20 protein-coding genes are annotated in these 24489 nt (G+C 37.2%); 10 read left to right on the forward strand and 10 right to left on the reverse strand.

All coding sequences use genetic code 11. The features are described 5' to 3' along the window. The first annotated feature begins 34 nt into the window (after window positions 1–34). The 6 genes from surA to ABD005_RS06070 all read left to right on the forward strand — a co-directional run bounded on the left by surA (window position 35) and on the right by ABD005_RS06070 (window position 6964). Window positions 35–1336, forward strand: coding sequence for a peptidylprolyl isomerase SurA (gene surA, locus ABD005_RS06045; protein ID WP_343816189.1), 1302 nt, complete (start codon window positions 35–37; stop codon window positions 1334–1336). Next, window positions 1336–2319 carry a 4-hydroxythreonine-4-phosphate dehydrogenase PdxA gene (gene pdxA / locus ABD005_RS06050; protein WP_215980766.1) on the forward strand — a complete coding sequence of 328 codons (984 nt, stop codon included), beginning with the start codon at window positions 1336–1338 and terminating at the stop codon, window positions 2317–2319. The genes surA and pdxA overlap by 1 nt, the downstream gene beginning before the upstream one ends. Before the next feature lie 130 nt (window positions 2320–2449). Next, window positions 2450–3349: a 16S rRNA (adenine(1518)-N(6)/adenine(1519)-N(6))-dimethyltransferase RsmA gene (gene rsmA, locus ABD005_RS06055; RefSeq protein ID WP_343816191.1), complete on the forward strand. Its 900-nt coding sequence runs from the start codon at window positions 2450–2452 to the stop codon at window positions 3347–3349. Continuing rightward, window positions 3349–4164 (forward strand): symmetrical bis(5'-nucleosyl)-tetraphosphatase, encoded by an 816-nt coding sequence (locus ABD005_RS06060; RefSeq protein WP_343816193.1) that lies wholly within the window; start codon window positions 3349–3351, stop codon window positions 4162–4164. The genes rsmA and ABD005_RS06060 overlap by 1 nt, the downstream gene beginning before the upstream one ends. A 289-nt stretch (window positions 4165–4453) precedes the next feature. Then, on the forward strand, window positions 4454–6472 hold the full coding sequence (locus ABD005_RS06065) for a methyl-accepting chemotaxis protein (protein ID WP_343816195.1): 2019 nt from the start codon (window positions 4454–4456) through the stop codon (window positions 6470–6472). Window positions 6473–6757: 285 nt separating this feature from the next. Further along, window positions 6758–6964 carry a cold-shock protein gene (locus ABD005_RS06070; RefSeq protein WP_033092258.1) on the forward strand — a complete coding sequence of 69 codons (207 nt, stop codon included), beginning with the start codon at window positions 6758–6760 and terminating at the stop codon, window positions 6962–6964. Between the two features lie 192 nt (window positions 6965–7156). Here ABD005_RS06070 and ABD005_RS06075 read toward each other — a convergent pair whose 3' ends face one another. The 3 genes from ABD005_RS06075 to arfB form a co-directional block, all read right to left on the reverse strand. Then, a complete protein-coding gene (locus tag ABD005_RS06075; RefSeq protein WP_215980762.1) occupies window positions 7157–8011 on the reverse strand; it encodes an HDOD domain-containing protein in 855 nt (284 codons plus the stop codon). A 59-nt stretch (window positions 8012–8070) separates the two neighbouring features. Continuing rightward, a complete protein-coding gene (locus tag ABD005_RS06080) occupies window positions 8071–8922 on the reverse strand; it encodes a DUF2797 domain-containing protein (RefSeq protein WP_343816202.1) in 852 nt (283 codons plus the stop codon). Window positions 8923–8995: 73 nt separating this feature from the next. Next, complete coding sequence (gene arfB, locus ABD005_RS06085) at window positions 8996–9409, reverse strand: alternative ribosome rescue aminoacyl-tRNA hydrolase ArfB (protein WP_343816205.1); 414 nt, start codon at window positions 9407–9409, stop codon at window positions 8996–8998. Between the two features lie 43 nt (window positions 9410–9452). Here arfB and ABD005_RS06090 point away from each other — a divergent pair, with 43 nt between their 5' ends. Beyond that, a complete protein-coding gene (locus tag ABD005_RS06090; protein ID WP_343816208.1) occupies window positions 9453–9728 on the forward strand; it encodes a GIY-YIG nuclease family protein in 276 nt (91 codons plus the stop codon). Between the two features lie 89 nt (window positions 9729–9817). Continuing rightward, the gene (locus ABD005_RS06095; RefSeq protein ID WP_215980759.1) at window positions 9818–10546 is read left to right on the forward strand and encodes a DUF3581 family protein; all 729 of its coding nucleotides are present in this window, start codon (window positions 9818–9820) and stop codon (window positions 10544–10546) included. A 14-nt stretch (window positions 10547–10560) separates the two neighbouring features. Here ABD005_RS06095 and ABD005_RS06100 read toward each other — a convergent pair whose 3' ends face one another. Beyond that, window positions 10561–11103, reverse strand: coding sequence for a hypothetical protein (locus ABD005_RS06100; protein WP_343816211.1), 543 nt, complete (start codon window positions 11101–11103; stop codon window positions 10561–10563). A gap of 88 nt (window positions 11104–11191) precedes the next feature. On the opposite strand from ABD005_RS06100, the gene ABD005_RS06105 reads away from it, so the two are divergent. Continuing rightward, complete coding sequence (locus ABD005_RS06105; RefSeq protein ID WP_343816214.1) at window positions 11192–12097, forward strand: DNA ligase; 906 nt, start codon at window positions 11192–11194, stop codon at window positions 12095–12097. A 27-nt stretch (window positions 12098–12124) separates the two neighbouring features. Here the strand turns inward: ABD005_RS06105 and ABD005_RS06110 are convergent, their stop codons facing one another. Further along, window positions 12125–13030, reverse strand: coding sequence for a class I SAM-dependent methyltransferase (locus ABD005_RS06110; protein ID WP_343816217.1), 906 nt, complete (start codon window positions 13028–13030; stop codon window positions 12125–12127). Continuing rightward, window positions 13031–14455 carry a sodium-dependent transporter gene (locus tag ABD005_RS06115; RefSeq protein WP_343816220.1) on the reverse strand — a complete coding sequence of 475 codons (1425 nt, stop codon included), beginning with the start codon at window positions 14453–14455 and terminating at the stop codon, window positions 13031–13033. Window positions 14456–14716: 261 nt separating this feature from the next. Between ABD005_RS06115 and ABD005_RS06120 the strand changes: the two genes are divergently transcribed. Further along, window positions 14717–15622 (forward strand): hypothetical protein, encoded by a 906-nt coding sequence (locus tag ABD005_RS06120; RefSeq protein ID WP_343816223.1) that lies wholly within the window; start codon window positions 14717–14719, stop codon window positions 15620–15622. A gap of 109 nt (window positions 15623–15731) precedes the next feature. Here ABD005_RS06120 and ABD005_RS06125 read toward each other — a convergent pair whose 3' ends face one another. The 4 genes from ABD005_RS06125 to ABD005_RS06140 form a co-directional block, all read right to left on the reverse strand. Next, the gene (locus tag ABD005_RS06125) at window positions 15732–16574 is read right to left on the reverse strand and encodes an HDOD domain-containing protein (RefSeq protein ID WP_215980754.1); all 843 of its coding nucleotides are present in this window, start codon (window positions 16572–16574) and stop codon (window positions 15732–15734) included. A 51-nt stretch (window positions 16575–16625) separates the two neighbouring features. Beyond that, a complete protein-coding gene (locus tag ABD005_RS06130) occupies window positions 16626–17102 on the reverse strand; it encodes a winged helix-turn-helix transcriptional regulator (RefSeq protein WP_215980753.1) in 477 nt (158 codons plus the stop codon). A gap of 325 nt (window positions 17103–17427) precedes the next feature. After that, window positions 17428–21246, reverse strand: a complete 3819-nt coding sequence (putA, locus tag ABD005_RS06135; protein WP_343816228.1) for a bifunctional proline dehydrogenase/L-glutamate gamma-semialdehyde dehydrogenase PutA — start codon at window positions 21244–21246, stop codon at window positions 17428–17430. A 531-nt stretch (window positions 21247–21777) separates the two neighbouring features. Next, entirely contained in the window at window positions 21778–24366 is a 2589-nt protein-coding gene (locus ABD005_RS06140; RefSeq protein WP_343816386.1) for a sensor domain-containing phosphodiesterase, read from the reverse strand. Between the last annotated feature and the right edge of the window lie 123 nt (window positions 24367–24489).

A 24489-nucleotide genomic window follows, 5' to 3' on the forward strand; every position in this document is an offset into this window, starting at 1 on the left:
GCTAACACTTTAAAAAAGAAGACATAAAATTTATATGAAAAATTCACTTAAAAACTTCGCTTTAATCACAAGTCTTATTGTCGGCTCTTTTAATTACGCTCACGCTAAAGAAGAGCTATTAGACCGCGTAACTGCAATTGTTGACTCTGGCGTAGTGCTTGAATCCGAAGTAACTGATTTACTAGCAAGCATTAAATTACAAGCCAAAAAAAACAATCAAAGCTTACCTGGCGAGTCAGCTTTACGCATTCAGGTAATGGATAAGCTAATCAACGATAACCTGATCACGCAATTAGGTGAACGTATGGGTATTCAAGTAAGCGATGCTCAGTTAGACCAAACCATTACTAATATGGCCAAAGAAAGCAAGTTAACCTTAGCTCAATTTAGAGAGTCTATTATTAGTGAAGGTTTAGATTATGAGAAATACCGTGAAAGTGTTCGTACAGAGCTTATTTCAGGTGAAGTAAAACGTAATACCATGAGGCGTCGTATTTATATATCCCCTCAAGAAGTAACAAATTTGCTTGCGGTTATGAAAGAACAAACCAATAACAATGTAGAGTATCATCTAGGTCATATTCTGATTCAGTTTCCGTCAAATCCAACGCAAGCGGATATGACGGCATCTAAAACCCGTGCTGATCAAGTTATCAAATTACTTAATGATGGTTCAGATTTTACAAAAATAGCTATTGCATCATCAGGTGATGAGAATGCACTAAGTGGTGGTGACTTAGGCTGGAAAAATATCAATGAAATGCCAACCTTATTTGCTGAACTAATTGATGGTGAAAAGAAAGGCACCGTCGTTGGGCCCATTAGAACAGGCTTAGGTTTTAGTATTGTAAAAGTGCTCGACATCCGCGGCAAACAAGTCGTAGAAGTTGAAGAAGTGAAAGCGAGACATATTTTGATTGAACCTTCGATTATTTTAAGCGACGCAAAAGCTGAATCGTTATTACAAGGGTTATTAAATCAAGTCGAAGCTGGCGAAGCTGATTTTGCTGAACTTGCAAAAGAACACTCTGATGGACCAACATCTGTTCGCGGTGGTGATTTAGGTTGGGCTGACCCAACGAAATATGATAAAGCATTCCAAGACGCCTTAGCGACAATGAAGCCAGGTGAGTACCACAAACCATTCCGCTCTTCATTTGGTTGGCACATTATTCAACTTGAAGACAGACGCATGGTTGATGCAACCTCACAAATGAATGAAAACAGAGCCTACCAAATGCTATATAACCGTAAATTTGGTACCGAGAGTGCACGTTGGTTAAGTGAAATACGTAACGAAGCTTATATTGAAATTTTTGAACAGGACACCAAGTAATGACTAAACGCATTGCCATTACGCCTGGCGAGCCTGCAGGTATTGGCCCAGATCTTGTTATCACGATTGCCCAACAAGCATGGCCAGTAGAGCTAGTTGTCATTGCCTCTAAAAAACTTTTGTTAGAACGTGCTCAACAATTATCATTACCACTAACCTTAATTGACTACGACAAAAATAATGCAGTACAAGCACAACAGGCAGGCACTCTTACTGTGCTAGATGTTGAGCTGCCTGACACCTGTATTGCGGGCACTTTAAACAGTAATAATGGTAGTTATGTTGTTGAAACCTTACGCCTCGCCAGTGAGAAAAATATCTCTGGTGAGTTTGATGCCATCGTCACAGGCCCTGTACACAAGGGGTTGATAAATAAAGCAGGTATTGCTTTTAGTGGTCATACCGAATACTTTGCGCATCAAGCAAACTGTAGTGACGTAGTTATGATGCTAGCAACAGAAGGCTTAAGAGTGGCCTTAGTTACCACTCACATACCGTTAGCCTATGTTTCAAAAGCCGTAACCTATGAGCGCTTACAAAAAATCACCCGTATTTTGCATCATGATCTCATTGAGAAATTCGCGATTAGTAACCCTCGAATTTATGCCTGTGGTGTTAACCCACATGCTGGAGAAGATGGTCACTTAGGCCGAGAAGAAATTGAAGTAATAGAACCGGCTTTAAACGAGTTACGTGCTGAAGGTATTGATGTTATTGGCCCTTTACCCGCCGATACTATTTTTCAAGATAAATACCTTCGCGATGCCGATGCCATTTTAGCGATGTACCATGATCAAGGTTTACCTGTATTAAAATACAAAGGTTTTGGCTCTTCAGTCAATATCACCTTAGGGCTGCCTTTTATTCGTACATCGGTTGACCACGGAACAGCTGTAGAGCTAGCAGGTAAAGGTACTGCCGATGTTGGCAGTATGATGGAGGCAATGAAAAGCGCCATCAGCTTATGCTTAAATAAGTCATAGTAAACATGACTACGGGTTTATTACTTCGCTAAAAAGTAAATGAGTTCTACACTAAAGTAATCAAAGTATAACCACAGCTTAATCAAAAAATAATGGCGATATTAGCGCCATTATTAACAACGAGATATTAATGAATAGTAAAAGCCATTTAGGTCACCAAGCAAAAAAACGTTTTGGTCAAAATTTCTTACACAATGATGCGGTAATAAGTGACATTATTGATGCGATCAATCCAGAGCCAGGTGAAAACCTTATAGAAATAGGCCCAGGTTTAGGTGCATTAACTGAGCCGGTAATAGAGCGTGCAAAAAAACTTTCCGTAGTTGAACTCGATAGAGATCTTGCTCATCGTTTACGTCACCATCCTTTTTTAGCACCACATTTAACTATTTATGAAACCGATGCGCTCAAGTTCGACTTTGCACAACTCGCCAGTGAAGACAAACCATTACGTATTTTCGGCAATCTGCCGTATAACATTTCAACACCGCTTATTTTTCACTTATTAACCTTTAAGTCACAAGTAAAAGATATGCACTTTATGTTGCAAAAAGAAGTTGTACAGCGCATGGCTGCAGGACCTGACTGTAAAGCTTATGGTCGTTTATCCATTATGACGCAATATCAGTGTCAGGTTTTACCTGTAATGGAAATTGGCCCAGAAGCCTTTAAGCCAGCACCTAAAGTAGACTCGGCCATTGTGCGTTTAATCCCTCATAAAGAGATTAAAAACCCAGTTAAAGATATTGCTGCTTTAAATACTGTTTGTTTAGCGGCATTTAATCAACGCCGAAAAACTATTCGCAATAGCTTTAAAAACTTAATTTCTGTCGAGCAATTAGAAAGCTTAAATATTGATGCAAACTTACGCCCTGAAAACTTATCAATTGATGACTATATTACCCTAGCGAATTTTATTACCGACAATCCAGTTCAAGAAGACAATAAGCCGAAAAAAAGTAAACGACACATGGCTAAAAAACAAATGACTGACTCACCTAATGCAGTAAATCCCGATATGCTCGACTAATGGCAATATATTTAGTTGGTGATGTACAAGGATGTTATAGCGAATTAAAAGCGCTACTCAAGCGTGTTAATTTTGACCGTGATTGCGATATTTTATACTTGGCTGGTGACTTGGTCGCTAGAGGCCCTAGCTCATTAGAAACTTTACGCTTTGTCAAAGCCTTAGGCGATAGTGCTAAAGTGGTATTAGGTAATCACGACTTACACTTACTGGCGGTTTATGCTGGTATTAAAAAAGCTAAAGCTGCAGATAAACTAGATAAGCTTTTGACATCACCCGATGCAGATGAATTAATTAATTGGTTAGCCGCACAGCCTCTCATTCAAAAAATTCCCGATAAAAAAAAATCCGCCTATATGAGTCACGCAGGGATCTCTCCTCAGTGGCTATTAAAGGATGCACTTGAGCAAGCACAATTAATACATCAAAAACTGATCTCTACTGAGCGTAATCAGTGGTTAGCGTTAATGTATGGAGAAAAACCAAATTCATGGCAAGCTTCACTAACCGAAGAGGAAAGGTTTCGTTACAGTGTTAACGCACTAACACGTATGCGTTACTGCTTTATGGATGGCTCTTTAGAGTTTCACCATAAAAATACTCCAGAGGAAACACCTGAGCACTTAGTTCCTTGGTTTACACTATCCAAAACAATTGATAAAACCCCATGGGTTTTCGGTCACTGGGCATCTTTAATGGGTCATAGCTCTCATAGCAATATTTATCCGCTAGACACTGGCTGTGTGTGGGGTAGTCATTTGACTCTACTACGCTGGGGCGATAAGAAAGTATTTATTGAGCAAGCTCACCAATAAATACTTACACCAACAGGTATTATTTTATACAAATAACACGTTAGTATTGTTCGAATAACAAGCTAAATATAAATAAGTAGACTTAAGCGCCTCCTCACTTGAAATATAATACAAAATAACATTAAATAAATATTATCAATAGCCGATAACTTACAAGCTTATCAGCTAAAATTACAAATATCTTTGTATTATCCTATTTATACTACTTATGGATAGACGAGCCGTATAACTTGCAGTAAGTTAATCTAATGAATTAATCTGGGGACAACCCAAACCAATGGTGAACTATATGAATTTAACTGTCGCGATGAAAATAATTGGTGGCTTTGCCATTTTAACAATTCTGCTAGTACTCACTAGTGTCATCTCTCTTTCAAACTTAAGTACTATCCATAGCGCGACAAGCCAGCAACGAGACTTAGCTATTCCAACCTTAAAAGGTAGCAATCAGCTTGCTTTGCAAATTAGTCAAATGACTAACCTAACATTAAAAGCATATTATCAAACTGAGCTAAATTTACTGGCCAAAGAGTTAACTAATTATAAAAATACTCAAGGTGAGTTTGATCAGAAACTTTCTCACTTAAAGCAAATAATTTCAAATGAAAAAACATTACTTGCAAGCTTGGGTGAAATCGAAGCATCCTACAACGATTACTCTCAATCATCTTTAAGTTTATTCAAAAATCATAAAATCAGTATTAACCAAAAAAAGCAGTTAATTAATGATATTGATACTCTCGAAGAACAAGCTGATGATATGGTAACTTTATTACTTGATTTAGCCGATCATGATTTAGCTGACACTAAGCTACAACGAGCAATTAATTTAAGTGAGCAACTTGAAAACCAATTAAATTCTTTAGTATCTTCTGCCCTTGAATATAGAGACACTTTATCATTGAGCACTGCTGAACTTATTGAGAGTGAGCTATCTTATAGCCTTTCAGGGGCGAAGCAATCTGTCGATGAGATAATCTCGGAACTAAATATCAACAAAGTAAATTCCGTAGCACAAGATGTACAGGGATCTTTTAATGACATCCAAAACCTTATATCGATGAATGACGGTTTTATTGCCAATAAAAAAGCCCAACTTAACGCCAGACAGCAAGCTGAACTAATGCTTGAAAATGTAGAAAAAAATGCCACTCATATTAATAACTTATTAGCGAATCAAATTGAACTTGCTAATGAAGCGACCCTTGATGTTGCTGAACAAGTAGAATATTCAGTAAATAGTAGTAACAATCAAACTGTCATCATTATGATCATTAGCATTGTTATCGCAATTGTTATTGCTCGATTCACCTTGTTAAGTATTACTCGACCTTTAGAGCGAGTTAATAAAATGTTAAACATTGTCGCTTCAGGTGACTTGTCTCATAAACTTGATGAAAGTGGTAAAGATGAGTTTGCGCAACTATCTAAAAACTGTAACTTGTTAATTGATAGCTTACGTAACCTTATTGAAAGTATTGTTAACCGCTCAGCACAGCTTTCGGCAGCTGCTGAAGAAACATCAGCAGTAACAGCACAAAGTACAACGGCAATTGAAGAACAACGAAATCAAGTAGAGCAAGCGGCTTCTGCAACAACAGAAATGAGCAGCACATCTCAAAGTGTTTTAGCCAGTGCTAACGATGCCTTAAATGAAATTAAACATGCTGATGACGAAGCTGAACGAGTGAAAGTTATTTCAGCAAGAAATCGCCAAACTATTGAGCAGCTTGCCAACGAAGTTGACTCTGCTTCTCAAGTTATTAATCAATTACAACAAGACAGTGCTTCTATTGGTAGCATCTTAGATGTTATCCGTGGTATTGCAGAGCAAACCAATCTACTTGCTTTAAATGCTGCTATTGAAGCGGCGAGAGCAGGCGAACAAGGTCGTGGTTTTGCTGTAGTTGCTGATGAAGTAAGAACTTTAGCAAGTAGAACGCAAGAGTCTACCTCTGAGATTCAAACCATGATTGAGGCATTACAAAGTGGCGCAACTAAAGCCGTTACAGTAATGGATACTGGTAAAGCCAAAGCGAGTGACTGTGTAACACAAAGTGAAGAAGCCGATACTGCGTTAGAAACAATTACCCATGCCGTACATGAAGCTTTTGATCGTAGTTCTCAAATTGCCACCGCTGCCGAAGAGCAAAGTGTGGTTGCTAATGAAATTAGTGAAAACCTTGAATCTATTGTTGCTATTGCAGAGCAAACCACTGAGGGCTCCAAACAAACAGCAACATCAAGTAGTGAAGTTGCCCGTTTAGCCGAAGAACTCCAACACTCTGTACAAGAGTTTAAGTTATAAAAAACCCGTAAACACAGGCAGATATATTGTAATTCACGTTATTATATATCTGCCACGCAAGATGTTTATATTGACTTACATTCAATAAAACATATAATACCCCTGCTTGAAGTTAGTTTTATATTTTTGTACACCATTTCGATGTTAAAAACTTTCTTACCTTTGGTAAGACATATGTAGCACGTCCTGATTTATAAGTAATAGCAACTCTTTTTAGCAAACCCCGATTAGTTAAATAAATTGATTTAACTAACGAATTACTCTTAAATTTATAGGATACACATTATGTCTACTACTACTGGTACAGTAAAATGGTTTAACGAAGCTAAAGGTTTTGGTTTCATCGAGCAAGAAAATGGTCCAGACGTTTTCGCACACTTTAACGCTATCGTTGGCGAAGGTTTCAAAACTTTAGCTGAAGGTCAAAAAGTTGAATTTACAGTTACTGACGGCCAAAAAGGTCCTCAAGCTGAAAACATCGTTGCTCTTTAATTACTAATAACTGAGTAGCTTTAGTTACTCGTTATAATAATTAAAAAAAAGGACATACTATTTAATAGATGTCCTTTTTTATTACCTAAAATATTTTATTATTCGCTATTTATCTATAATTAGCGCTTTGTTATTTATCACGACACTATTCATAAGCTTGCACTTATAATATGTAACCCGTGTTCAGGTTATTTAATAAATAACCATTGCACTGGGGCATAATATTGATAACATTCCCATCCGATCTAACATGCAATAGTCAACGGCATTAGCAAGTAATTCATCTGTTATCTCTAACTGTTCAAGTAACTCTTCACCTATCAACTCTTGATATGATAATGCTTTAATACTTTCATTAGGCATAACCATGCTTTTATAGGTAACCCGTTTCGCAATATAGAGTAGCTGCGTCTCTATACTTTGTAGAGCTACCTCGTTAATATCCTGATTTCGGATAGATGAGAATAAGCTATAAGGTAACTGCCAGTACTTTAATAACTCTGCAGAGCACTCTCCGTAACTAAAACCTAAAACGGCGCGCTGTTGCTGCCAGGGTAGTAAGTCAGACTCGCGACAACGAGAAATAGCCTCAGGGGTAACTTGGTGAACGACTAGCTCACCTAAGTTATGCAAAAGTCCTAAGATAAATAATCGTTCAGCATTGGCAACATTAAGGTGAACACCTAAAAACTTAATTAATAAAGCACAATCAATACTATTTAACCAAAACTGCTCTAAATAATCATTGTTTTCATCGTCTAACTTGAATGCCTCGGTAGTAAAATAAGCGAGAACTAACGTATAAATTTCAGTGATCCCTAAGACTAAAACTGCTTTAGAAATAGTATCAATCTTACCTGGGTAGCTAAAAAAAGAGCTATTGGCTAATTTAAGAATACTACCAGCTAAAGCAGGATCGAGTAGAATAACCTCTGAAATATCGTCAATAGTAGAGGCTTCATCATCAACGAGTTCTTTGATACGTAAAAAGGAATCAGACAAAACAAAAACATCACTCACTTGTTCAATATACTCTTCTAATCGCATCCTTAAGCCCCAACAATACAAATTAATTATGTTATTAACGATTATAGTTATAAATTACCTTAATACGCTATGTTAATTTGATATGAACTAAACTTTCGCATATTAATAACGCCTTTATCGAAGATTAAATACTGTCCTTTTATTCCGAGTAATACACCTGAAACCTGCTCCGTTTTATCAAAATTAAACGAGCTGATTTTAGTGAGGTATTCGCTCACTGGGTAGTGAATATCTTGAACTTCTTCATCTAATGCGACAATAGCATCGTCACCAAACTCTAAACGCAGTTGAGAAAGTTTCTCCGCTATTTTTGGCATTAACTCTTTGGCTTTTTCTTTTAAATCGAGGGACTCAGGCGCTTCCTTTAACATTGCGCGCCAATTCGTTTTATCACTAATAAACTCAGCTAATGCTGTTTCGACTAAGCCAGACTGTAAACGTGTTCGCACTTTAAATATAGCAAGCGCTTGGCTAGCCCCCTGATCAATCCAACGTGTAGGTAATTGAGTATGACGCGTAATACCAACTTTAAGCCCTGAGCTATTAGCCAAATACACGTAATGTTCAACCATGCAGTGTTGCTCTCCCCACTCAGGCTCTTTACAAGTACCTAGGTGAAAGTGACAAGTTTCAGGTTTCATAATACATAAATCACACTGCGCTAGTTTTGCCATGCAAGGGTAGCAAAAACCTTGCGAATAACTTTTTTTAGTTTTTTTACCACAATGTTTACACGCAATCATGCCAGAAAAAGTTAACGTAACTTCTTTACCTATTAAAGGGTTCAACTCAATACTCTGCTTAGTACTTTCGCCATTAATACTGGCTAACGGTAATTGGTAATGCACTAAATTGTTTTCATCAAGCTGAGCCGTTAACTTTTCTACAGCACCTATTTCACTAATAACCATATTGCTCTCTTCTTTCATTAATTGTGTATTAAGTTCGTTCAAATCGATTAAGGGTCAAATGTTATAAGTCCACTCAAAACTGAACTTTTTGTCGCGTTTTCTTTATTGTTTTTCTATTAGCTTTAGAGTCTAAGCGACGCATCACCGAGCCTTTGGTTGGTTTAGTTTCTCGCCTTTTTTTCACTACAACCATCGCTTGTTGAATGATCTCTTTTAAACGGTTTAAAGCATCTTCTTTATTCATCTCTTGAGTGCGAAATGATTGCGCTTTTAAAATAATAACGCCATCTTTTGAAATGCGACTATCTTTTGATTTAAGTAGTTTTTCTTTATACACTGCGTGTAATGATGAACGTTTAATATCAAAACGTAAATGAATTGCCGTCGCTACTTTATTTACACGCTGACCACCGTTACCTTGCGAGCGAATAGCACTTAATTCTATTTCCCAATCAGCTAAATTTACTGTATTTGAAATTTCTAACACATTTATTTACCATCAATTTATCTAATAAGGCACAATGTTACCTATGACAATGCAAACGACTTGGTGGGTATATTTACTACGCTGTAATGACAATAGTTTATATACAGGTATTACTACAGATGTCTCCCGCCGTTTACACGAGCATAATACCAGTAAACTTGGGGCAAAATATACCCGTGCAAAACGACCCGTAACGTTGGCTTACCAAGAAGAAGCCCTTAATAAAAGCACCGCAGCCAGTAGAGAATACCAATTACGAAAGCTAACGAAGCAAAAGAAAGAGCATCTGGTTGACCTTTACACGAAAAAACATCAATAACTGCTACTTTTCGATAACAAAACTTCGATTTCACTGTAAACTACTGCTAGAATGCGCTGTTTTTAATGTTAATTGAGAAGTGAATAATTATGTCAACCCAGAAAATGTTTATTGAAAACTACTGCCCTGTAAGTGCTGATAAAATAAGCTTTACTCGACAACAAGGCAGTGATTTTGCCAAACAAGTTGCGGATGACTTTAATCCCTTACATAACATTGACGCTAAGCGTTTTTGTGTTCCTGGTGATTTATTATTCTCAGTGATCATTGCCAAGTCTGGCCTTTATGAAAAAATGACCTTTGATTTTTCTGGTATGGTTAACGATAACGTAGCACTCACCTTCCCAACCCATATTGATAATAGTTACGATATCAAAGATGACGCAGACAAGGTTTATTTAAGTGTACAAGCAAGTGGTAAAAGCACCACTAACACTAGCTTAATTAATGCGCTCACTAAAGCATATGTAAGCTTTTCAGGTCATACTTTCCCCGATATATTAGTCAAACTGATGGCTGAGAATAATGTAATGATTAACCCTGCTCGTCCAATGGTTATGTACCAAAGTATGTCTATAGACTTGTTTACTCTAAATACTGACGATATTTCACTCGTTTTAGCTCAAACTAGCTTAACGATTGATGGAAAACGCGGTGATGCCTTATTAGCGTTTAACTTACTATCAAACGGTGAAGTGATTGGTCGCGGTGAAAAGCATATGCTGCTAAGCGGTTTGCGTGATTATGACCAAGAAGGCATAAACGCAATGATAGCTCAACATAGCCAGCACAAAGCTGACTATCAAAAAAGCATGTAAGCGATAATAGTAAATTAATCTGTAGCAGCCGGCTCAACATATTGATGCTCAAACTCTGCTTGTTGCATTAACCTGTCTTCACTACAAAAAGCAAATGTAGTTAAGCTCTTAGGTTGATGGCAACGCTCAGGTCGTTGATAAAAATGCAACCAAGCAAACTGCTTTTCTCTAGGGTATTTAGATTTAACTTCAATACGTTGTTTACTAGCAAAAGGGGCCGCAACGTTTTTAGTTTTTTTACTTCTTGATTTTTTATAGATTACTTTAGCCTTGTTGCTACTACCCTGAGCTTTACTTCGCTTTTTTTTGCTCTTACTCTTTGTTTTAAAGCTAGATGAGCGTTCACACTGCCACCACTTATCTCTCGCCTTATCTTCCCTTGCCCTTAAACTTTGCCCCTTTTTTAAGCCATAACCACTTCTTTGCAAAGCTTGTATATTTTGCAATTTTTCTAATAAAGGACGACAACGTTTTTTTGCCTCAACATTAACACTCAAAAAAACTACGGCTACACAAACAACCGATAATATTAATTTCATACCCTTTGTTTTCATCATAGCCTCCTTGCTACGCTTTTGGTCAAACCTATCGTGACTCTTAAAATATAGACTACTCTTACTAATACACTCAATAACACGGATGTTAATGATGACTCATTACTGCAGAGTAATATCGACCACTACATTATCTTTATTGCTATTACTACTGACAATTTCCCCTTATACGAAGGCTGTTGAAAAACCTCACATACAAAAATCCCTCAGCTTTAGTAAAGGTGCAATAAAAAAGCAACCGGAGCAAAATAGTGATGATATTAGTCATTACTATGTGTCAGAAAAGCTCGATGGTATGCGCGGTTATTGGAATGGCACACAACTAATTAGTCGAGGAGGTAACCTAATAAAAACACCCATGTGGTTTACTCAAAACTGGCCCCAAACACCCATGGATGGAGAACTCTGGTTAGGAAGAAACACTTTTCAGTTATTAATGTCGTGTATTAAACGTCGTCCAATTGTTGAAGATCAACAGAGTAGCTGTTGGGCGAATGTTCGCTTTATGGTTTTTGATTTACCTAAATATAATCACCCCTTTTCAAAACGCGTACAGCAAATGCAAAGGGTTATTCAAAACACAAAATCTCATTATTTACAGATGATAGCGCAAGAGCATTTACCAACATTAGCAGCGCTTAATAGTAAGCTTAATACCGTAATTGCTATGCAAGGTGAAGGGCTAATGCTGCATTTAGCGAGTGCCTATTATCAGGTAGGACGAAATAAGGCTTTACTTAAACTAAAGAGGTTTGATGATGCTGAAGCAACTGTTATTGCTTATACCGAAGGCAAAGGTAAATACATAGGTATGATGGGGGCATTACAAGTAAAAACAGAACAAGGTGTTGTCTTTAAAATTGGCTCAGGGTTTAGTGATGACGAACGCAAAAATCCCCCAGCAATAGGTAGTATCATCACTTATAAATTTAATGGTTTAACGCAAGCTGGTGTTCCAAGGTTTGCCCGCTTTTGGCGTATTAAGCGAGCAGAGTAAAAGATAAATCTATCGTCAGCCAATTCTCTATGAGTGTTCTGGTAAATAAGTAAAAATAAGCACTTTTAACCCTTTCCCTGCTTGAGCTTCTTTAAATACTTCAGGGTTATCAACCTTATAATTAAACTGACATTGCGGACATTCACGAGCGACTTCAGCCTTTAGAAAGTCTTCATCTAAGTCTGGAGAGTTCAAACATAGCATAAGCCTAGCGCCAGCATTCATCCACTGTGGAATACGGCGGATAATTTTCGCGTAATCTCGCTCAATATTCACACTACCTTTTTGAAAGGAAGGAGGATCACAAATTAATAAGTCGTAAGGGCCATATTTTTTTATTCGGCTATTTGATTTAAAAATATCAACACCTTCAAAAACCACCTGCTTCCCTTCTTTTTTAGATAACAGGTTTAACTGATGATTTTCTCGCCCCTTACTTAATGACGCTTTACTTAAGTCAATATTAACAACGCGACTAGCACCGCCCAAAGTGGCCGCTAACGAAAAGGCGCAAGTGTAAGCAAATAGGTTTAAAACATTTTTATTATCCGCATGCTCTTTAACCCAAGCACGCCCATTAGCCATATCTAAAAACAAACCGCTATTTTGTGCTTTACCTAACTCAATATTAAACTTTAGCCCTTGCTCTTGCACAACCGTTTGTTCAATGCTCTCCCCTAACAAAACTTGCATCGGTGCCATCTTTTCATAGCGTCGCTGCACTTGTACGCTCTGACATTCAGGAATTAACGCCTGCAATGCCAGCGCTTGTCTTAGCAACCATTGTTCATCAACAGGGCTATATAAGGTAATAAGCACAACAGGATTAAACCAATCAACATTAACATGAGTTAATTCAGGGTAGGCATGACCACGGCCATGAAATAATCGCTGTGTATCGCTAAAGTCTGTTGCTGAAATAAATTCAATCATTTATAAGCCAAAAATGTTAACGGCGAAGAACTTGGTTGCCACGGTATTAATAAAAATGAGCAACACAATTAATGGAATAAATGTACTTAATGAAAAGTTAATGTATTTTTCTACCCAAGAACCTCGATAGTTTTCATTACCTATGCTTAATTCTTCAGATAGCTGCTTTTTCTTCCAACGGTAGCTCACAAACATACACAATAAAAAGCCGTTTAGCGGTAAAATAGTATCGTAAAAAACATCATATACCACAACAAAAAATGATTTATCTTTCCCTGCATAAAATGTAAATTGACTAAAGAAATCGACCATGCCAAAAGAGACCATAGCAAACAGAGTTAAGACCCCAGCGGTAAGTGTTAGGTAACCTAATGCTTTTTTACGCGTTTGCTTTTTCTCTGTCACTAAGTAAGAAACCGGCACTTCAATAATAGAAACCAGCGATGTAATAGCAGCAAAAAATACCAATACGAAAAAGAAGGTTGCGACGCCACTTGCGCCCACATAACCAATAGAGGTTTGTAGCGCTAAAAATATCTTAGGTAAAAAAGTAAAAATCAAATCTACTGTACTATCTTCTAATTGGCTAGGGTTAACATTAGGGTTAAATGAGAATACTGCGGGTAAAATCATCAAACCCGCAATAAAAGCGACCGAAGTATCGGTAATAGCGACGAGTTTTGCAGAATTAGGAATATTGGTTTGCTTGTTTATATAAGAGCCATAGGTTAGTAAAATGCCCATACCTAAAGACAATGAGAAAAATGCCTGGGATAGCGCACCATTAATAACCCCTGGTGTTAATTTACTAAAGTCTGGGATTAAAAAGAATTCAATACCTGCCATAGCATTGTCTAACGTTAAGACAAAAGCCACCATAATAATTAACATACCGAATAAAGCTGGCATTAATGTTTTAGCCGCTTTTTCAATACCGTCTTTCACCCCTGCCGCTAAAATAAAGCTGACAATACCCGCCACAGCGAATAAGGCAACAAAAAGGTAAGGACTGTTAATGAATTCACCAAAGCCCGCGCCACTGGCTAAGTAATCTAAATTTCCGGTTACCGTTAAAACGATGTAACCAAAAATCCAGACGGTTATCACCATATAAAACACCGCAATCATAAACGGAGTTAATACACCAAGTAAGCCTGCAACTCCCCAAGCTTTATTGCCTTGACTCAACGTTTTGAAAGCCCCAACAGGCTCTTTAGCGGTATTCCTACCAACCGCCATTTCGGCAATCATCACAGGCAAACAAATCAAAAAAACAAATAAAGCATAAAGTATTAAAAAGGCACCGCCGCCATTTTTAGCTGCATTAACAGGAAACCCCACTAAATTCCCAATTCCAACCGCTGAGCCAGCGGCCGCCAAAATAAACCCAATGCGTGAGCTAAAATGCTCTCTAGAGGCTGCCATAGTCTTCCTTTATTTTTTATTGTAATGGACTAATAATTATTACATTTGATGCTAACAAGCTTTATTAAATTTGTCTTGCTTTTAAAAACCTTTATTTACTGAGCGTTACATTATTAACCACTACGGGCTGCCATAAATAAAACAATGACACATCATATATGCTAGGCTAAAAACGATAATAAAATGATATATAATCGGTGTAAAAAAAGTACGAATTCAGCTAAAATAAAGTACTAATTATAAAATAACTTAATATTATCAATGCGCTTCATTACTTTTTATTTTTGTGCTTTATCTTTGTTTTTTTGCCAATTGTCTAATGCAAGTACGCCAGACAATATGGAACTATATTGGTTAACAAATGAAGTAAATGATCATGAAACATTACTAAGACCTAGTAGTGAAAAGCTTTCTACCGCCAATGATACTATTAGGCTATTAATGGAAAACCTGCCTCAATATCAATTTAAAGTACATCTCGCTCAAGGACCAAGTATTAATCGCTTATTAGAAAAGCTTCCCAATAGTTGCGCGCCAAATCGAATAAAAACACCCGAACGTTTGGAAAAGTTCATTTATAGTTTACCCATTAATCTTTACTTAGATTTACACCTTTATTATAAAAAAGAAAATACATTTTCAAAAATACCGCTTTCGGCATTAAACGAACAACAACAATTACTAAACTTATCGAGTTTATTTTCAGAAAGTCATGAAAATTTATTAGGCGTTGATGAAGGTCGCTCTTTTGGTGCTATGCTAGATGAACAAATAGCGAGTTTAAATGCGCACAACATTATTGTTCGAGGTGGAGGAAATCGCTCTAGAGCATTGGTCAAGATGCTATTTAAAGAGCGTATTAACTATATTATTGACTACCCAACCATGATTAAAGAGTCTTTAAATACACTTTCTATTGAGATGGATTTAGTCTCTCTTGAAATTGCCAATATGCCTAGCTATATCACAGGACATATTGCGTGCAATAAAAGCGAATTCGGCAAAGAGGTGATTGCCGATATTAATAACGTATTGAGAAAACTATATAAAACTCACGCTTTTTACGAAGCGCATAGCCATTATATTGATAAAGCTGATATTGAAGACTTTAATCGTGCCTATAAAGAAGTCTATCAAACCGATATTCCCAAAAAAGCACCTCAATAAGCGCTATTTCAATAACTGCTTGAAACCATTAACTGAAATCATTAACTAAAATAATCGATTGAAATGACAGACTCCAATAGTCCGCCGTCTTATTTTATACTTAGTTGACTTACTGGGAAAATAACTTAGGGTTCATTAACGCTAAAATGCTCCCCGCCTCTTCACATGCTACTTCGTTAACTTGTGTTAAATCATCACTAGATAGCCCAAGTGCGTCACATAAATCGTTATCGATTAAAGCCTCATTAGTAAACTCATCGCTATTACTATCAATTAGCGCTAATCGAGAGGCCAAATAAAGCACTTTCACATCTTTATTTATTTGAATATCTTGCGCCTGATTAAAAAATCGAATCGGCATTATTATTTTCTCTGGTAATTGCCAAATTTTTAATAAGTCTGCAGAAATATCGGTATAAGTAAAACCTAATACCTGTTGCTGTCGCTGCCAAGGCAAATCATCACTGGTGTATTTTTCACAATGTTGAGCAATTTCGGGGGTTATTTTAGCAACTAACAACTCTCCAAAATTTTGTAATAAACCTGCGACAAACAAGCGTTCAATATCTCTGATACCTGCTTTAATGGCTAAATTTTTAGAAACTAAACCACAATAAATACTCATTCGCCAAAATCGCTTTAGATCTATCGCTTGGTTTTCAAAGTGTTTAAAAGCGGAAGCGGCAACATCAACCAGCATCATGTTATAAATGGCTTGTGTACCAATAATAGTAATAGCACGAGAGATAGTACTTATTTCACCAGGGAAGCTATAAATAGCACTATTGGCTATTTGCAATAACCTTGATGTCATTGAAGGATCTGTACCAATTACATCAGCAAAATTAGCAATTTCAGCGGTTTCGTCTTCCATTAATGCTTTTACTTTAAAGCAGGCATCAGGTAATGCAAAAGAGCCATTAGCTTGCAATGCATAATCATGTACGTTCATTGTTATCCCTTCTATTTGTAATTAGACTAGCAATACGAGCATACAGAATTGTTACTCTAATGGCACTCCGCTATCGCGTTTCACTTGTTCCGTTACCATATAGGTACTGGTTTGTGAAATAACCGGTAAGTCGCCTATTTTCTCTAACACTAGACGATAATTAGCAATATCAGCAAATCGAATCTTTAAAAGGTAGTCATAACCACCTGCAATTAAGTGACACTCAACCACTTCTTTTATGGTAACGATTTCTTTTTTGAATAACTTGAATGCATCTGATGTTGTACAATTAAGTGTGACCTGAATAAAAGCAGTCATACCATAATTCAGCATACTTGCATTTAAAAAAGCGCCGTAACGCTCAATATAGCCCTCTTTCTCCAAGCGCTTTACTCTGTCTAAACAAGGGCTTGCGCTAAGGTTTACTTTTTTAGCAAGCTCAACATTAGAGATTCGCCCATCACCTTGTAAGGTGGATAAAATAACTTTATCAATACGATCTAAAGGTTTTCTTTTGGAATTTGACATAAAGCACTTACGTTATGTGGTAATTTTTGAATATTGCCATATAAAATTCTAAAAAAAAAGCGCAATCAAATGATTGCGCCTTTATCATAGCAGTCTAAATAACCAGAGCTCGGCTTAACAAATGTTTCTCTAGCAGCTAATTTTCCTAACTTCTTCGTTAAATTTACTTGCAATAGGCCAGCTATTGACGCGAAATTTGCCTTGCTTATCATATGAAAAGAAGAAAAACTATCAAGCTAGCGATTCATAAAAGTAATTTTTGCTGATATTTCAATTTGTTAAATATCTTTTAAACCGAGTTCAGATTAAATAAACGATTTAACGCTTACTCTTCAGCTTCAATCATTGTCATTAATGATGTGTTACCACCTGAGGCTGTAGTATCGATACTAATTGTTTTTTCTGTTACTAGACGCTGAATTAGATTATCAAAGTATTCAGAACTAATAACTGGCAGTATAGCACCTGGGCGTTGCGCTAACTTCTCACTAATATAGTGCTTACTATTACAAAGACTATCTACCACGACACCTGCAAGTGCAGGGTGCGCTAGCATTGCTTCTAAGTGAGTTAATTTAGCAACTTGAAATACATCTTTACCTGCGCCAGTTGCAAGAAACTTATCTCTAAAAGCCAATGCTTCTTGATAAAATAAGTCTGATACAACTGATACAACGGTGTTACCTGTTGCTAATGCCGTCACAACAGAAAGCACCCAGAAGTGGAAGTTAACATCTTCATCGGCATAACAAATAATGTTACCGCGGTTTTCTAAGTACAAGATGTTGGACTCGCCCGTAGGTCCAGGTAACTCTTGAGCTCTTCGCATACGCTTTTCAATATCAATTAACTGAGAGCGTGCTGAGGTAATTGTTCTATTTAAGTTATCGGCTAAATCGTCAACAATCTCAACATGAGAAATTTTAGCCAGTAATTGGCGTACACAAGAAATTCGCGTATTTAAGTCTGTTAAACGCCACTCTTGTTCAGCCCAATTCGCTTTATCCATTATACGAATAGCTTCATGTTCCCCTTGTGCGTCATCCGTTAAACGTGTTTCTTTTTTCTCTGGGAAAATGACCTCATCAGCATCTGGGGTTGATTTTTCTTTTACTAAACGCGTTAAATAGTTTGGACCACCCGCTTTAGGGCCTGTACCAGAAAGACCACGACCACCAAAAGGCTGTACGCCAACAATAGCGCCAATCATGTTACGGTTAATATAAATATTACCCGCTCGAGATAACTTAGCTAATTCAACCGCACGATGTTCAATACGAGTATGAATCCCCATAGTTAAGCCGAAACCAGTACCATTAATTTTTTCAATAACGTTTTCAATATCTTCGCCTTTAAAGCGAACTATATGTACACAAGGACCAAAAACTTCTTGCTTAAGAACACTAATATCGTCAATTTCATATAAACGCGGCGCAAAGAAGAAGTGACCATTTTCATCTACCACTTGTTCTGAAAATTCACATTGGTACAGCAACTTACCATGTTTACTCATATAGCTTGCATGTGCATTTAACGCATCTAGTGCTTTTTGATCAATAACAGGACCAACATCCGTGCTTAAGTTTGCTGGGTTTCCTATGTGTAGCTCTGCTAATGCACCTTTAAGCATAGTAATCACATTATCAGCAATGTCATCTTGCAAGAATAAAACGCGTAATGCTGAACAACGCTGACCCGCACTTTGGAAGCCCGATGAAATAACATCGTCAACCACTTGCTCAGGTAACGCGGTTGAGTCAACAACCATACAGTTTTGGCCGCCCGTTTCAGCAATAAGTGGTACTTGATCGCCACCTCGCTCTGCTAAAGTTTGCGAAATACGTGTGCCAGTTTCAGTTGATCCAGTAAACATAACTGTTTGTACACGAGCATCAGGAATAATAGTACTACCAACCACGCTACCGCGAGCAATAACCGCTTGTACAACGTTCTCAGGTAAGCCTACTGATTTCATTAGTTCAATAGCACGTAAGGCAATTAAACCTGTTTGTTCAGCAGGTTTTGCTAATACGGTATTACCTGTAGCAATAGCAGCGGCAACTTGACCTAAAAATATAGCTAGAGGGAAATTCCATGGACTAATACAAAGAACAACACCACGTGGTTCAAGACGATCATCTTCGCTTAATTTCACCGCTCTTGCTGCGTAATAGCGACAAAAATCAACCGCTTCACGTACTTCATCAATACCATCTTGAGCAACCTTACCAGCCTCTTTGATACAAAGGGCGATTAGCTCGTCCATATGACGTTCTAAGATATCACTAATACGACATAATAAAGCTGCACGTTCACTTACCGGTGTTTTTGACCATTCAATAAAGGCGGTATCAGCTTTATCGATCATTGCTAACATTTCATCAGCATTATGGTGCTGGTGAAAGCCAATAACCTCAGTATGGTTGGCAGGGTTTCTAACAGCATTAGCACCTTCAGGTACATCTTGCTCGGTTATTAAGTGATCTTCAAACCATGTATCTAACGCTGTTTTTAACGGAGTGATTTCGTTAACATCGGTTAAGTCTAAACCTTTAGAGTTATCACGCTCTTCACCGTATAAGTCAATCGGCTTAATAATTTGGGTATTATATTTTTCTTTTAGGCGTTGAGTTTTCTCAACAGGATCGGCAAGTAATGCTTCAACTGGCTGACTTTCATCAACAATGGCATTAACAAATGAAGAGTTAGCACCATTTTCTAATAAACGTCTTACTAAATAAGCGAGTAAGTCTTCATGATGACCAACTGGTGCATAAATTCGACATTGGATACTTTCGTCGCGCACGATTTGATCATACAAAGAGTCTCCCATACCGTGTAAACACTGGAATTCAAAACCTTCTTTGTCGTCACCTGCTAATTCGATGATAGTTGCTGCGGTGTAGGCATTATGTGTCGCAAACTGCGGATACATAGTGTCACGATATTCAAGCAATTTATTAGCACACGCGTGGTAAGAAACATCTGTTGATGATTTACGTGTGAATACAGGAAAATGACTTAAACCATCTTTTTGGGCGTTTTTAATTTCAGTATCCCAATACGCGCCTTTAACTAAACGTACCATCATTTTACGGTCACTGCGTAATGTTAAGTCGCGTAACCATTCAACAACATAAATAGCTCGCTTTTGGTAAGCTTGCATCGCCAAACCAAAACCTTGCCAGTCACCTAGCTCGCTATCGGTAAATACAGCTTCAATAATATCTAATGAAATATCTAAGCGCTCAGACTCTTCAGCATCAACCGTTAGACCAATGTTGTATTTTTTAGCTTGTAAACAAAGTGCTTTAAGCTTTGGCACCAACTCTGCCATTACTCGACCTTGATGACTAAATTCATAACGTGGATGAATAGCAGATAGCTTAATTGAAATACCTGGTACTTTACGCGGATTATTTTTACCTGATGCTACGGCCACTTTACCAATTGCATCAATAGCGTCTTGGTATGATTTTAAGTAACGCTCAGCATCAGCCATTGTACGTGCACCTTCACCGAGCATGTCGTATGAGTACACATATCCTTGTTGTTCTTTGGTGGCTGCACGCTCAGTAGCGGCTTTAATGGTTTCACCCATAACAAACTGTTTACCCATGACTTTCATGGCATAGTTCATTGATTTACGAATTACAGGCTCACCTAAGCGACCAATGGTTTTTTTCAATAAACCAAATTGGTCTTTTTTACGTTTGTCGGCAAAATCTACCATAGAGCCAGTAACTAAAAGTCCCCATGATGAAGCGTTTACAAACAATGATTCACTAGAGCCTAAGTGTGAGCTCCATTGACCTTTTGATATTTTGTCTCGAATCAATACATCTTGTGTATGCTTATCTGGTACACGTAATAGCGCTTCGGCTAAACACATTAATACCACACCTTCTTCAGATGAAAGTGAGTATTCATTTAATAATGCATCGATTGCACCATTACCCTCTTGGTCTTGACGAATTTGCAATACCATGCGGCGAGCACGATCCCATGCACGACTACGCGCACTCACATTTACCTCTGCGGCAGGTAAAATATGATCAACAGCAATATTTTCATCAATACGATAGAACTCGCGAATTTTTTGACGAATTGGGCAATCAGTTTGTAGTGAATCAGTAAAAAGCATGTAAATATCCTTAAAAGTAAATTAAGTTATACCTAGTTATAGTAACGAATATAGATATACCCAACCTACTTGAAGATTTGTGTTTTAAACGTTTGAGCGATTCATGATCAAACGTCTCGTTGTATTAATAGTTACTTTCTTAAAGAAAGATAGTAGTAACATAATCTACTTAATCACTTTAACAAAATGTATGTAAAAATGATCTTCTTTCATCGTATTAGACAGCATACAATTATTGGCGCATTTTAGGAGGTATTCGACAGAATGTGCTGGTTAAATTCCAGTTTTACCCATATAAAAAACTGAATTTAGAATAAAACACAGCATTACACATGGTTTTTAATAAGTTGTAGCTGCTATCTTATTATTTCAACGGGTGCAAAAATAAAAAAGCTTAGCTGTTAGGGAGAAACAAATAGCGATGTAATTTATATAATAAGTCGTCTATATTTATTCTGATAAGCATCTTTATATCACTTTTAATAATCCAGAAGAATTAAGACACATTAGCTTATGGTTTAAAATAGCAAATTACTTCAATATTGAGTTGCTTTGTATTTTTTCTTGTATGTACGCACTCGCTTGAACAGCAGACATAGGTTTAGCAAAATAATAGCCTTGCCCATACATACAATCCATTTGTTGTAAGAGCTCGGCATCGGCTAAGTTTTCAATGCCCTCGCCTACCGTTGCCATTTGTAAATTGGTCGCTAAATCAACAATGGTTTTAATAATAGCTCTATGATTATCGTGCTCATGAACATTACTAATGAAAGAGCGATCTATTTTTAGAACATCAAGCGGAAAGCGATGTAGGTAACTTAAACTTGAGTAACCCGTACCAAAATCATCCAGCAATAATTTTACGCCCATTTCTTTCAGCGCTTGCATATTGGTTAAAACAATTTCAGTATTTTCTAATAAAGCACGCTCAGTTAATTCTATACGCAAGTTTTTAGGCGCTAAGCCAGAGCGTTGTAAAATTCGTTTAATTTGATTCGGTAAGTTGCTACTAAAAAATTGTTGGGAGAATAAGTTACAGCTTACATAAAGCTCGCTACACCCAAGATCTAGTTGCCAAGTACGAACTTGCTGACAAGCTTTTTCGATTATTTGCATATCAATAGCTTGGATCAGTGCGGTTTCTTCTGCTAACGGAATGAAGTCATTAGGATACACGAAGCCACGCTTGTCGCTCTGCCAACGGGCCAGTGCTTCAAAGCCGCGTAATTCTTCATTATCTAATCGCAAAATAGGCTGAAAATAAGGAATGAACTCTTGTTTGCTAATGGCCTCTCTTATATCAGCTTCCATACTTAACGCGTGTTGAACTTTTTTATGCATGCTAGCATCAAAAACTTCATAACGCCCTTTACCGCTATCTTTAGCGTGATACATTGCCGTATCAGCGTCTCTTAGCATCAGATCCGCGCTATCATAACGGTCATCATCAAAAAGAATACCAATACTTGTGCCGGTATAAACTAATTGATCTTCAATAGTAAAAGGCTGGCTAAGGAATTCTGTTATTCTATCGGCAACGTCAAATGCCTCTCCTTGAGTGTCAATATCTTCAATTAAAATAACAAACTCATCGCCACCAAGGCGTGCTACCGTGTCTTTTTCTCGAACGATACTTTGTAATTCAGTTGCAATTATTTTTAATAACGTATCGCCTGCATGATGGCCTAAGCTGTCATTAACGACTTTAAAACGGTCTAAGTCTAGAAAAAGTACCGCAAATGAAAAGTCAGTATTACGTTTACGACTAGCTATAGCGTGGCTTAATAAATCAATAAAAACAGTGCGATTAGGAAGACCCGTTAAGCTATCGTGAGCAGCTGTATGTTTTAATAGCTTTTCGGCTTGTTTACGCTGCGTTATTTCATCTTCAAGCGCTAACGTTCTTAATTTCACTTGTTGCTCTAATAGCTCATGACTGCGTCGCTCAAAATCAGCTAACTCTCTACGCTTAATTGCTGCAGAAACATGGTTAGAAACAAAGTTCAATAACTCAGCATCACCTTCGGTGTACATAGTTTTACTTTCGTAACTTTGAATAACCATTACACCTAATAATTTATCGGAATAAATTAATGGTACACCTAGCCAGGAATATATATTTTTATGAGGTTTTTGTGTTTTGCCTTGCTTATACAGCTCAAGCATATCTTCATAACTGAGTAAAACTGTTTTGCGATTACGTAAGACTAGCTCAGAAAAACGGTTCGATAACTTTCGCGGTTTGAACTCTTCAATTAGATCATCTTTTTTTTGGTCTACGTAGTAGCAAAACTCTAATAACTCTTCTTCTATATTATACTTTGCAATAAAGAAGTTTTTTGCGTTAATTAATTTACCAATAATATCGTGTACGCTACTGTAAAACGTATTAATATCAAGATTAACATCAGTACTCAATTCTGAAATTTTATATAACGACTCTTGTAATACTTCAGCTTTTTCACGCTCACGAATTTGTGCCATTAACTCTTTAGTGCGTGCATTAACCGCATTTTTCAAACGTTGTTGATCTTGCAAACGCACCATAGCGCCAACAACATGCTGGGCAGCAAAGGTCAGTAACTTTAAGTCGGCTTCTTGGTAGCGTACACTTTCACTATAACTTTGCACGGCAATAACACCAATAACCAAGTCGTTATGCAATAACGGTACACCTAACCAATCGGTACCACGTACACCAAACTCTTTTACCAGCGCATTATCTTGCAACTGTTGATCTATTTCAGGAGTTACAAGTAAGGGCTGTTTAGACTCTATAACTAAGGATGTAAAAGAGCCTTCATAATCTGCGAAATCTATTTTTCCTTCAGGACACTCATCAACTTCATCAATATAATAAACAAACTCAAGTAAGGAAAATGTTTGATCGTATAAAACAATAAATAAATTTTCTGCGGTCATTAGTGAAGCAATTGTTCGATGTACTTGAGCATAGAAGTGATTAAGTTCATCACACTCTTGAGATAATTGATTTAAACGAAATAATGCTGTGTAACGAGCTTGCAAGTCATCATTTTTTTGACGCAGTAATTCGATATCTTCAGAGTGGTTAGTTACTTCAGTCTGTTGATCGCACTTATTGTCTATTTTACCCATCAAACCAACGTTATCTTTATTAGAGCTAGGTTTTATGCCATTTTAGCGACAGACGCGACATTAAGCCTACTCTGGAAACCAATCACTCAACTAAATTATTATTCAGTATAATGAACTATTTAT

Source organism: Colwellia asteriadis (assembly GCF_039523295.1).
Lineage (GTDB): Bacteria > Pseudomonadota > Gammaproteobacteria > Enterobacterales > Alteromonadaceae > Colwellia > Colwellia asteriadis.